This is a genomic window from Bacteroides sp. 14(A) (assembly GCF_000526555.1).
Taxonomy (GTDB): Bacteria; Bacteroidota; Bacteroidia; order Bacteroidales; family Bacteroidaceae; genus Bacteroides; species Bacteroides cellulosilyticus.
This window is the reverse complement of the sequence record NZ_JAGH01000001.1, coordinates 464115-476464: the sequence shown is the minus strand read 5'-3', so window position 1 is coordinate 476464 and position 12350 is coordinate 464115. Positions and strand designations below refer to the sequence as shown.

Below are 12350 nucleotides of genomic sequence, written 5' to 3'. Positions count from 1 at the left end.
CAAAAATAAATATTATATTCATACTAACCTATTTTTTGTTTGCATTTCACTGATAAAACGTAAAAAACCGCCCAATTTATAACTAAATCAAGCGGTTTTATTTCAATATCTTAAAGCCCTGATAATCCTACTTCTGACGGATATAGATGTTTATCGGAGTTCCGGTCAAACTCCACTTCTCACGCATCTTATTTTCCAGGAAACGTTTATAGGGTTCCTTTACATACTGCGGCAAGTTAGCGAAATACACAAAAGAAGGAACCTGCGTATTAGGTAACTGCGTGATATACTTAATCTTAATATACTTGCCTTTGGTTGCAGGAGGCGGATACGCCTCAATCAAGGGAAGCATTTCTTCATTCAGCCGGGCAGTAGGAATACGCGTCATACGATTATCATACACTATACGCGCTTCTTCCAGCACCTTCAGAATGCGTTGTTTGGTCAATGCCGAACCGAAAATAATAGGGAAATCAACAAACGGAGCAAAACGACTACGGATAGCATCTTCGAAAGTCTTCATTACCTTCACTGTTTTGTCCTGTACTAAATCCCATTTATTTACTACCACTACCAAACCTTTGGCATTTTTCTGTATCAGTGAGAATATATTCAAGTCTTGACTCTCAACACCACGGGTAGCATCCAACATAAGGATACACACATCAGCGTTCTCAATAGAACGGATAGAACGGATTACGGAATAATACTCCAAATCTTCATTCACCTTGTTCTTCTTACGGATACCGGCAGTATCTACCAGATAGAAATCAAAACCAAATTTATTGTAACGTGTATAGATGGAATCACGTGTTGTGCCGGCAATTTCCGTCACAATATTACGATCTTCACCTATAAAAGCATTCACGATAGAAGACTTACCTGCATTCGGACGTCCCACCACTGCAAAGCGGGGAATATCTTCATCCAGTATTTCGTCAGCTTCTTTCTTGAATGTACCAACAATCAAGTCCATCATATCACCCGTTCCACTACCCGTCATAGCCGAGATACAGTAAGGATCACCCAATCCCAACTTATAAAATTCGGGAGCATTGTATTGCAGTTCTCCATTATCGGTCTTATTGGCAATCAGCAATACCGGCTTTTGAGTACGGCGCAGAATAGCAGCCACTTGCATATCAAGGTCAGTTACTCCATTCATTACATCTACCACAAACAAAATCACGTCTGCTTCATCCACAGCCATCAATACTTGTTTGCGTATCTCTTCTTCGAAAATATCGTCAGAGTTCACCACCCATCCGCCGGTATCTACCACGGAGAACTCCTTCCCCAGCCATTCTGATTTACCATACTGGCGGTCGCGTGTTGTTCCTGCTTCTTCGTTCACAATCGCCTGACGAGTTTTAGTCAAGCGGTTAAATAAAGTAGACTTTCCCACATTGGGGCGTCCTACGATTGCAACTAAATTTCCCATAGTTCACTCTCATTGTTTTTTGCGACTATCCCAGTCGTATGAATATTCTAATCCAGTTGATAACCAAAATTGCGCAACTCTTTGTCCGAACTACGCCAATCCTTATCCACTTTCACAAATGTCTCCAGGAAAATAGTCTTTCCGAAGAACCTTTCCAAATCACGGCGCGCCTCAGTAGCCACTTTTTTCAGTGCCTTACCCTGCTTACCGATAATAATTCCTTTCTGCGAATCACGCTCTACATAAATCACAGCATTGATATGTATCTTCTTCGCATCCTCCTTAAATTGTTCCACCACTACCTCTACCGAATAGGGTATCTCTTTGTCATAATATAATAGAATTTTCTCGCGAATAATCTCATTCACAAAAAAACGCGCCGGTTTATCCGTCCATTGATCCTTGTCGAAATAAGGTGGTGAATCCGGCAATAATTCCTTCACTCGCTTCATCACATATTCCACATTGAATTTCGTAGTTGCAGAAATCGGAATAATTTCCGCATTAGGCAACAATGCTTTCCATGCTTCCACCAGCTCCACCAGTTTCTCCTGATTCGACAAATCGATCTTGTTGATAAGCAGCAGGACAGGTATTTCCATACATGCCACCTTTTCTATAAACTCATTATGCTTATCAGGCGTCTCAACCACATCCGTCACATATAGCAAAACATCCGCGTCCGTCAATGCCGAGGTAGAAAAATTCAGCATAGACTCCTGCAACTTATACTGTGGCTTCAGCACACCCGGAGTATCCGAGAATACAATCTGCATATCGTCCGTATTATAGATACCCATAATGCGGTGGCGAGTTGTCTGCGCCTTAAAAGTAGCAATCGAAATCCGCTCACCCACTAAGGCGTTCATCAGCGTAGACTTACCTACATTCGGATTTCCCACGATGTTTACAAAACCAGCTTTATGCATCACATTCCTCTATTTTAGTTGAGACAAAAAAACGCATCGAAAATAGGATGCGTTTTTTCTTATTTATTAACGTAACGTTGTTACTGTTTTTTTCCATCATATCCCCACTTCACATAAACGGCTCCCCAGGTAAATCCTGCACCGAATGCCGTAAAGATCAAGTTATCGCCTTTTTTAAGTTTATCCTCAAAATCCCACAGGCAAAGCGGAAGCGTACCGGCACTTGTATTACCATAACGTTCTATATTAATCATTACTTTTTCGCGGGGAACTTCCAAGCGGTGAGCTACTGCATCAATGATGCGCAAGTTCGCCTGATGAGGAATAATCCAGTCGATATTATCCTTAGTGAGATTATTTCTTTCCGCAATGGCAACACAAGCGTCCGACATATTGGATACGGCATACTTAAATACTGTACGACCTTCCTGATAAAGAAAGTGCATGTGATTATCCACTGTGAAATAAGAAGGAGGACATACAGAACCGCCGGCCTTCATATGCAAGAAAGGTAAGCCTTTACCGTCTGTTCTTAAAATAGCGTCCATGACACCAACATCCTCAGTAGTCGGTTCCATCATAACCGCAGCTGCCCCGTCACCAAAGATCGGGCAAGTAGCACGCTCGGTATAATCCACCATAGACGACATTTTGTCACCACCTACTAAAATAATTTTCTTATATCTTCCCGAACGGATAAAATTAGCCCCCGTTTCCAACAAGTACAAGAAACCGCTACAAGCAGCCTGTAAGTCAAAAGCAAAAGCATGTTTTAATCCAAGCTTATCACATAGGATAGAAGCTGTAGAAGGGAAATGATAATCAGGAGTAGTAGTAGCGACAATCACCAGATCAATATCATCAGGATTAGAACCAGTACGCTGCATCAACTGCTTTGCGGCTTTACGAGCCATGTACGAAGTCCCCAATCCTTCTTCGTTCAAGATATGTCTTTCCTTTACTCCGATACGGGTCATAATCCATTCATCATTGGTATCCACCATTCTTGATATCTCTTCATTCGTCAAGATATAATCGGGTACATATCCGCCGACTCCTGTAATTACTGCATTTATTTTTTCCATTAATCCTGCTTAAGTTAATGAATACCTAAACAACGGCAGTCTAAAAAGGTTTGTGCTTACAAATCTTTTTAGACATCCGGCATTCAAGTATATTCTTTATCAGGCTGCAAATTAAACAGCAGCTTCTTTCTCAATAGCAAGCTTGCCTCTGTAATATCCGCAAGCACCACATACAGTGTGATATACATGCCATTCGCCACAGTTCGGGCAAATTGCCAATGTAGGAGCTACTGCCTTATCATGAGTTCTTCTCTTTGCAGTTCTTGTTTTAGACTGTCTTCTCTTAGGATGTGCCATTTTTTTTAATCTTTAATTGTTATCTAATATTTTCTTTAATTCGTTCCAGCGCGGATCAATCTGAGTTTCCTCTACATCACCTCCCGGCAGTGCATCTTCACCTTCAATAAAGATTTCATCTTCCGCATCATCTTCGTCCGCTTTCGTCCGCAAATGCTTATGCAACTTACTGCTCACTGCCTTGTTACACTTTCCGGGAGCATGTACATGCTTCATCGGAATAGCCAATGCAATAAACTCATACATAAACCATGCCACATTGATCTCTCCTTCTTCTTCGGGAATCACAATGAGGTTATCACCTTCTTCAGCATACTCATGACCGAACTTCACCATCAGCTTATCTGTAGAGCTTACCGGTTGTTCCATATCATCCAGGCAGCGGTCACACGGTACCCATACCATTCCATCCGTCTGGAAGTTCAATTCGAAAGCACGAGATGTTTTCTTTACAACCAGCGTAACACTAACCTTACCCTTTTGTACTTCTGGTCCATCAATGTTAGCAAAGAAAAGGTTATCCAGTACAAACTCATACTTACAAGAGTCTGCCTGCATGCCTTTCAAATCAATTTTGTATTTATCAAACTTTCCCAAAGCTTCTTTTATTTATTCGGGCGACAAAGATACAAATAATTATCCTCATAATGTAGAAATTAGCAACGAAATATTCATTTTTTAAGCTCTATTCTGAATATCGTCCCCTTATTGATCTCCGATTGCTTCACAAAAATGGATCCAGAATGATACTCAACCACAATTCTTCGTGCTAATGAAAGGCCCAATCCCCATCCCCTTTTCTTAGTGGTATAGCCAGGAGCAAAAACCGTTTCAAAATATCGTTTGTCAATTCCTTTCCCCGTATCTGCCACATCAATACACCAATATCTTGACGTTTCCTGTACCGAAATAACCAATACTCCTACTCCACCCATTGCATCAACAGCATTCTTACAAAGATTTTCTATCACCCATTCAAACAGAGCAACATTCAGCCGCACGGGGGGAAGTGAATCGGGTACATGGGTACTGATTTTCACTTTATCTGAAGTACGGTGCGCTATATAATCCGTCACCCGTTCCAACAGAGCTTTTAAATCAGCATCCTCCAGCTCAGGAATAGAACCGATTTTAGAGAAACGATTAGCAATCATCTGTAAACGCTCTACATCCTCCGCCATAGCAGGAATCAAATCATCCTGTGGGTATTGTGTCTTCAGTAATTCCATCCATGCCATTAGTGAAGAGATCGGAGTTCCCAGTTGATGGGCAGTTTCCTTGGATAACCCAACCCATACTTTATTCTGCTCTGCCTTTTTAGAACTCAACAAAGCAAAGATAGCAATAAGAACAAAAATGAGTACTACCGTTAATTGAACATAAGGATAAACAGCTAACCGGGTAAGCATAAGGGAAGGTCCATAATATACATTCAGATAATCGCCACCGCCATTGAGATCTATGCGAATACAATTACCTTCACGGTTAAAATCACTCAGTTTTTCCTTTAAGGAGACTATTGTATCGGCTGAAGACAGTTCTATATTCCTATATGTCTGTACATCCTCATTCTGATCAACCACGATTACCGGAATAGTATGATTGGCATTCAAAACTTTCAAGACCATAGTCAAATCCGTATTTCCATCTGCAGTTTGCAAATTCTTCATTGCTTCCGCCCACACTTCCATACGTACCCGTTCTTCAGCAGATAAATCGCTTATCAGAGAATGTGAGACGTAAAGAGAGGCAACAGCTATCACCATGGCAGCTAATACCAACCAGAATTTTATCGGATGGATTTCCTTTATAAAGCGCATTATATATAAATAAGATGTAAACTTACGGTATATAAACGGAAAAACAAAAGAAATATTATACCTACAAACACAAAAAGCCTCCATATCATTTCGATATGGAGGCTTCTCTCTAAAAAACGGCAACTACCTACTCTCCCACTTGACGCAGTACCATCGGCGTGATCAGGCTTAACTTCTCTGTTCGGAATGGGAAGAGGTGGAACCCTGATGCTATAGTCACCTAAATAAGTTAGACATGATGCAAAAAAGCAAAGATTTTAAACTGAACGTATATACCTGCCATACAAGGCAAGGACCAAAAGTGAACGGGCAATTAGTAATGCTCGGCTATGATGTTACCACCTGTACACCTGCATCCTATCAACGTTGTAGTCTTCAACGACCCTAAGAAATCTAATCTTGTGGCTGGCTTCGTACTTAGATGCTTTCAGCACTTATCCAATCCCGACTTAGATACCCAGCAATGCACCTGGCGGCACAACTGGTAAACCAGAGGTCAGTCCAACACGGTCCTCTCGTACTAGTGTCAGAGCCACGCAAATTTCATACGCCCACGATAGATAGAGACCGAACTGTCTCACGACGTTCTGAACCCAGCTCGCGTGCCACTTTAATGGGCGAACAGCCCAACCCTTGGGACCTTCTCCAGCCCCAGGATGTGACGAGCCGACATCGAGGTGCCAAACCCCTCCGTCGATATGAGCTCTTGGGAGGGATCAGCCTGTTATCCCCGGAGTACCTTTTATCCTTTGAGCGATGTCCTTTCCATACAGAAACACCGGATCACTATGCTCTAGTTTCCTACCTGATCGACTTGTAAGTCTCCCAGTCAAGCGCCCTTATGCCATTACACTCTGCCGCCGGTTACCAATCGGCGTGAGGGCACCTTTAGAAGCCTCCGTTACATTTTTGGAGGCGACCACCCCAGTCAAACTACCCACCAAACAGTGTCCTCGCATCAGCGAGTTAGAACTCAAATAACCAAAGGGCCGTATTTCAACAGCGGCTCCACAAATACTGGCGTACCTGCTTCAAAGCCTCCGGCCTATCCTACACATCAATTACCCAAATTCAATGTTAAGCTATAGTAAAGGTTCACGGGGTCTTTTCGTCCCATCGCGGGTAATCGGCATCTTCACCGATACTACAATTTCACTGAGCTCACGGTTGAGACAGTGTCCAGATCATTACACCATTCGTGCAGGTCGGAACTTACCCGACAAGGAATTTCGCTACCTTAGGACCGTTATAGTTACGGCCGCCGTTTACTGGGGCTTCAATTCAATGCTTCTCTTGCGATGACATCTCCTCTTAACCTTCCAGCACCGGGCAGGTGTCAGGCTATATACTTCATCTTTCAATTTGGCATAGCCCTGTGTTTTTGTTAAACAGTTGCCTGGACCGATTCTCTGCGCCCCACCTCGCAGTGGGGACCCTTTATCCCGAAGTTACAGGGTCAATTTGCCTAGTTCCTTAACCGTGAATCACTCAAGCGCCTTAGTATATTCAACCCGACTACGTGTGTCCGTTTACGGTACGGGTACCTTAAAGATTAAGTTTAGCGGATTTTCTTGGGAGTATGTTTACATGCACTATTGGATTGTTCCGAAGAACGCTCCATACTATCAGGTTCGACTCTCGGAGCGGATTTGCCTGCCCCGATCAACATCTACACCCTTCAACGAACTATTCCGTCAGTTCGCGGCACTGTCACGCCTCCGTCTCCACGTCACTCTTTAAGGTAGTACAGGAATATTAACCTGTTCTGCCATCGGCCTCACCGTTCGGCTGAGCCTTAGGACCCGACTAACCCTGATCCGATTAGCGTTGATCAGGAAACCTTAGTCTTTCGGCGAGGGGGTTTCTCACCCCCTTTATCGTTACTTATACCTACATTTGCTTTTCTACACGCTCCAGCAAAGCTTACGCTTCACCTTCGACGCTGAGTAGAATGCTCCCCTACCGATGTTTGCACATCCCATAGCTTCGGTAAATTGCTTATGCCCGATTATTATCCACGCCAAACTCCTCGACTAGTGAGCTGTTACGCACTCTTTAAATGAATGGCTGCTTCCAAGCCAACATCCTAGCTGTCTTAGCAATCTGACTTCGTTAGATCAACTTAGCAATTATTTCGGGACCTTAGCTGATGGTCCGGATTGTTCTCCTTTAGGACATGGACCTTAGCACCCATGCCCTCACTCCTGATATAGAACTAATACGCATTCGGAGTTTGTCAAGACTTGATAGGCGGCGAAGCCCTCGCATCTTATCAGTCGCTCTACCTCATATTAGTATAAATCAAGGCTGCACCTAAATGCATTTCGGGGAGTACGAGCTATCTCCAAGTTTGATTAGCCTTTCACCCCCACCCTCAGCTCATCCGGAAGCTTTTCAACGCTTATCGGTTCGGTCCTCCAGACAGTGTTACCTGTCCTTCAACCTGGCCAAGGGTAGATCACTTGGTTTCGCGTCTACTCCTTCCGACTATCCGCCCTATTAAGACTCGCTTTCGCTTCGGCTGCAGATCTCAAGATCCTTAACCTTGCCGGAAAAAGTAACTCGTAGGTTCATTATGCAAAAGGCACGCCGTCACAGTTTACACTGCTCCGACCGCTTGTAGGCGCATGGTTTCAGGGACTATTTCACTCTTCTGTTCGAAGTGCTTTTCACCTTTCCTTCACAGTACTGGTTCGCTATCGGTCTCTCGGGAGTATTTAGCCTTACCGGATGGTCCCGGCAGATTCACGCAAGATTCCTCGTGTCCCGCGCTACTCAGGATACCACTAGGGTTCAGTTAGCTTAGTATACCGGGTTATCACCGTCTATGACTGAACTTTCCAGATCATTCTACTCACTAACTTTCGTCCCACGACGTGGTCCTACAACCCCATACATGCCGTAACACATATGGTTTGGGCTATTCCCCGTTCGCTCGCCACTACTTGGGGAATCATTATTTATTTTCTATTCCTACAGGTACTAAGATGTTTCAGTTCCCTGCGTTCGCCTCCATCGTAAGATGGATAATATCTCTTCAAGATATTGGGTTGTCCCATTCGGAAATCCGCGGATCAAAGGTCATTTGCACCTACCCGCAGCTTATCGCAGCTTATCACGTCCTTCATCGCCTCCGAGAGCCAAGGCATCCGCCATGCGCCCTTACTTACTTTTAGTCTTACCTAGCCGTATGGCTCGATATATACTTTCAGCTTGTTATAACTTTACTTTTTTTTGTACATCATGTCAAAGAACGGTTGATTAACAAATTAATAATTAATAATTAAATTTGTTATCAGAGTGGAGAATAACGGATTCGAACCGTTGACCCCCTGCGTGCAAAGCAGGTGCTCTAGCCAGCTGAGCTAATCCCCCTTCATTAATTAAAAATTATAAATTATAAATTAAAATGCGATGTCGTAAATTTAATTTTTAATTTCTAATTTCTAATTTAAGAAGTAGTCCCAGGCAGAGTTGAACTGCCGACCTCTACATTATCAGTGTAGCGCTCTAACCAACTGAGCTATAGGACTGTCGAGTTCAACCTCGCCTTGCGGCTCGGCTTCTTCTTTCTCAATATATATTATATAAACAACTACGCGTAGTGCAAGAGGTTCTTATGTAGCATGTCAAAAGAACCAACTTCTAATTTGTTAGTACAGAGAGTTTTTAATTTATAATTGTTAATTATTAATTTCAAAATCTCTGATTTTGACTGAGCGTCGCTCCAGAAAGGAGGTGTTCCAGCCGCACCTTCCGGTACGGCTACCTTGTTACGACTTAGCCCCAATTACCAGTTTTACCCTAGGCCGCTCCTTACGGTTACGGACTTCAGGTACCCCCGGCTTTCATGGCTTGACGGGCGGTGTGTACAAGGCCCGGGAACGTATTCACCGCGCCGTGGCTGATGCGCGATTACTAGCGAATCCAGCTTCATGGAGTCGGGTTGCAGACTCCAATCCGAACTGAGAGAGGCTTTTGGGATTAGCATCACATCGCTGTGTAGCTGCCTTCTGTACCCCCCATTGTAACACGTGTGTAGCCCCGGACGTAAGGGCCGTGCTGATTTGACGTCATCCCCACCTTCCTCACATCTTACGACGGCAGTCTCTCTAGAGTCCTCAGCATGACCTGTTAGTAACTAAAGATAAGGGTTGCGCTCGTTATGGCACTTAAGCCGACACCTCACGGCACGAGCTGACGACAACCATGCAGCACCTTCACATCTGCCTTGCGGCTAATCTGTTTCCAAATTATTCAGATGCAATTTAAGCCCGGGTAAGGTTCCTCGCGTATCATCGAATTAAACCACATGTTCCTCCGCTTGTGCGGGCCCCCGTCAATTCCTTTGAGTTTCACCGTTGCCGGCGTACTCCCCAGGTGGAATACTTAATGCTTTCGCTTGGCCGCTTGCCGTATATCGCAAACAGCGAGTATTCATCGTTTACTGTGTGGACTACCAGGGTATCTAATCCTGTTTGATACCCACACTTTCGAGCATCAGCGTCAGTTACAGTCCAGTAAGCTGCCTTCGCAATCGGAGTTCTTCGTGATATCTAAGCATTTCACCGCTACACCACGAATTCCGCCTACCTCTACTGCACTCAAGACGACCAGTATCAACTGCAATTTTACGGTTGAGCCGCAAACTTTCACAGCTGACTTAATAGTCCGCCTACGCTCCCTTTAAACCCAATAAATCCGGATAACGCTCGGATCCTCCGTATTACCGCGGCTGCTGGCACGGAGTTAGCCGATCCTTATTCGTATGGTACATACAAAAAGCCACACGTGGCTCACTTTATTCCCATATAAAAGAAGTTTACAACCCATAGGGCAGTCATCCTTCACGCTACTTGGCTGGTTCAGACTCTCGTCCATTGACCAATATTCCTCACTGCTGCCTCCCGTAGGAGTTTGGACCGTGTCTCAGTTCCAATGTGGGGGACCTTCCTCTCAGAACCCCTATCCATCGATGTCTTGGTGGGCCGTTACCCCGCCAACAAACTAATGGAACGCATCCCCATCGGTTATCGAAATTCTTTAATAACAAGAAGATGCCTTCTCGTTATACTATCCGGTATTAATCTTTCTTTCGAAAGGCTATCCCGGAATAACCGGTAGGTTGGATACGTGTTACTCACCCGTGCGCCGGTCGCCATCAACCTATTGCTAGGTCATGCTGCCCCTCGACTTGCATGTGTTAAGCCTGTAGCTAGCGTTCATCCTGAGCCAGGATCAAACTCTTCATTGTAAAAGTATTGTGACTGCGCAAATTAATAATTAATAATTAAAAAGCGACAGTGTTTTTGCTCTGTTCAGGACGCTCGGTTTATTAAAAGTCTTCAAATTACCTATATATATAAGTTACTTGACGGTTCTTTTTTTATACCCAGATGCTGCGCTTTAATTATTAATTTTTAATTACTAATTTGCGAAGCACCTGCTCTTGTACTACTTGTATTGTTTATGTAAATTCTTCAAAGATCGCTTCTTTTTAAAACTGCTTTTCTTTTCAGAAAGCGGATGCAAAGGTAAGAACTTTTAAGTATATCTTCCAAATAATTTCGAAAGTTTTTTTTCTTTTTTCTTTTTCTCGTCGTCTCTCTTTGCGAAAGGGAGATAAAAGAAGAAGAAGTTCTTAGCGCCGCCTCTATCAGGGAAGCCGACTCTGTGTCAGCCTCTTCTCGGAAAGCGGGTGCAAAGGTAAGAACTTTTAAGCATATCTTCCAAATGTTTCCGGAAGTTTTTTTCTTTTTTCTTTTAGAATGCTGTATTCCTGATCGGAATAAAGGCTAAAGAAAAGAAAAACGTTGGAGTTCCTACGCCGTTTCTGTCAGAATGTCAATTTCAAGGCTGACCGTCTCTTGGTTAGCGGGTGCAAAAGTAGCCGATATATCTATTCACTCCAAACATATCTGTCTTTTTTTCGAAACTTTTTTGAAACAATTTCGTAAATGGCTGATTGATAAGGATGTTGTAGAACATAAATTTGAAAGGGGGGATGAAAGGAGCTGGAAGGGGGTACATTATTATATATGCGTGCGCGCAATGTGCGCGTAGACAGAGGCGGGGAAAAGTACTGGGAGAACCTTAAAACTGAGGATTGGAAGTGTAAAGCTAAGGTTTAAGAACCTAAAGCTGAGGTTTAGCGTTGCAGAGCTGAGGTTTAGCGAGGTAAGGTTGAGATTCATTTTTGCGGAGTTGAGGTATGGTTTTGTAATGGTGGGGTTGGTACACTTGGTACAGAGGTTCACCGTTCCCTTTGCCTCACACACACGTGCGCGTATAATAAGGTGTGAATCCCCACCACTCTGTCCCCACCACTGATCATTCCTCACCGCTTATCCGACTTTGTATAAGTTCCATTTACGGCTACGCTTTCCAACAGACCGTATTTCCACAAGTGCTTCAGCCAAGTGGAAGCGGAGGTAATGGCGAGATCCCATAGGCCTTGAATTCCTTCTTCTGTTCGTCGGTGAGGCGAAGCGTGAAAGCTCCGCCCATGACAGCGGATTACTGTCATTTACCACATCTTCCTCTTGAGTGTACACCTTATATATTACGCGCGTGTGTGTGAGGCAAAGGGAATGGTGAACCTCTGTACCAAGTGTACCAACGTACGATGGAATTTCGGCTTGATCTTTTCTTTTACGCCGCACAGTTCGACCAGATGGATGGCGGTACTTATATGCACCTCGTTGTGTCCAATTTTCAGCGCGTTGCTGAATAACTTTTCGGCTACCTGCGGATTATACTTTGATGAAAGGCTATGTTA

Annotated in this window: 7 protein-coding genes, 2 tRNA genes and 3 rRNA genes; all 12 read right to left on the bottom strand. The window is 43.8% G+C overall.

The features are described from left to right. Positions 1-127: 127 nt before the first annotated feature. The 12 genes from der to K429_RS30160 all read right to left on the bottom strand — a co-directional run bounded on the left by der (position 128) and on the right by K429_RS30160 (position 12098). The gene (gene der / locus K429_RS0101660; RefSeq protein WP_007210036.1) at positions 128-1441 is read right to left on the bottom strand and encodes a ribosome biogenesis GTPase Der; all 1314 of its coding nucleotides are present in this window, start codon (positions 1439-1441) and stop codon (positions 128-130) included. A gap of 47 nt (positions 1442-1488) precedes the next feature. After that, complete coding sequence (gene era, locus K429_RS0101655) at positions 1489-2370, bottom strand: GTPase Era (protein WP_025725840.1); 882 nt, start codon at positions 2368-2370, stop codon at positions 1489-1491. A gap of 80 nt (positions 2371-2450) precedes the next feature. Further along, positions 2451-3455, bottom strand: a complete 1005-nt coding sequence (locus tag K429_RS0101650; RefSeq protein WP_007210034.1) for a beta-ketoacyl-ACP synthase III — start codon at positions 3453-3455, stop codon at positions 2451-2453. A gap of 111 nt (positions 3456-3566) precedes the next feature. After that, positions 3567-3752 (bottom strand): 50S ribosomal protein L32, encoded by a 186-nt coding sequence (gene rpmF, locus K429_RS0101645; RefSeq protein WP_002562387.1) that lies wholly within the window; start codon positions 3750-3752, stop codon positions 3567-3569. Between the two features lie 12 nt (positions 3753-3764). Further along, entirely contained in the window at positions 3765-4349 is a 585-nt protein-coding gene (locus K429_RS0101640) for a DUF177 domain-containing protein (protein ID WP_025725839.1), read from the bottom strand. Positions 4350-4423: 74 nt separating this feature from the next. Continuing rightward, positions 4424-5572 carry a HAMP domain-containing sensor histidine kinase gene (locus K429_RS0101635; RefSeq protein ID WP_025725838.1) on the bottom strand — a complete coding sequence of 383 codons (1149 nt, stop codon included), beginning with the start codon at positions 5570-5572 and terminating at the stop codon, positions 4424-4426. Between the two features lie 114 nt (positions 5573-5686). Beyond that, positions 5687-5796, bottom strand: a 5S ribosomal RNA gene (gene rrf / locus K429_RS0101630). Positions 5797-5865: 69 nt separating this feature from the next. Then, a 23S ribosomal RNA gene (locus tag K429_RS0101625) occupies positions 5866-8748 on the bottom strand. A 125-nt stretch (positions 8749-8873) separates the two neighbouring features. Then, positions 8874-8947, bottom strand: a tRNA-Ala gene (locus K429_RS0101620). A gap of 84 nt (positions 8948-9031) precedes the next feature. Beyond that, a tRNA-Ile gene (locus K429_RS0101615) sits at positions 9032-9105 on the bottom strand. A gap of 198 nt (positions 9106-9303) precedes the next feature. Beyond that, positions 9304-10826 (bottom strand): 16S ribosomal RNA (locus K429_RS0101610). Together the 16S, 23S and 5S rRNA genes with 2 tRNA genes alongside form the textbook arrangement of a ribosomal RNA operon. Positions 10827-11909: 1083 nt before the next feature. Then, on the bottom strand, positions 11910-12098 hold the full coding sequence (locus tag K429_RS30160; protein WP_155923369.1) for a hypothetical protein: 189 nt from the start codon (positions 12096-12098) through the stop codon (positions 11910-11912). Positions 12099-12350 lie beyond the last annotated feature (252 nt).

What these genes read in the sequence shown, in the direction of transcription:
- der (WP_007210036.1), bottom strand. Translation starts at nt 1,441, where the DNA reads ATGGGAAATTTAGTTGCAATCGTAGGACGCCCCAATGTGGGAAAGTCT.
- era (WP_025725840.1), bottom strand. Translation starts at nt 2,370, where the DNA reads ATGCATAAAGCTGGTTTTGTAAACATCGTGGGAAATCCGAATGTAGGT.
- K429_RS0101650 (WP_007210034.1), bottom strand. Translation starts at nt 3,455, where the DNA reads ATGGAAAAAATAAATGCAGTAATTACAGGAGTCGGCGGATATGTACCC.
- rpmF (WP_002562387.1), bottom strand. Translation starts at nt 3,752, where the DNA reads ATGGCACATCCTAAGAGAAGACAGTCTAAAACAAGAACTGCAAAGAGA.
- K429_RS0101635 (WP_025725838.1), bottom strand. Translation starts at nt 5,572, where the DNA reads ATGCGCTTTATAAAGGAAATCCATCCGATAAAATTCTGGTTGGTATTA.
- K429_RS30160 (WP_155923369.1), bottom strand. Translation starts at nt 12,098, where the DNA reads ATGACAGTAATCCGCTGTCATGGGCGGAGCTTTCACGCTTCGCCTCAC.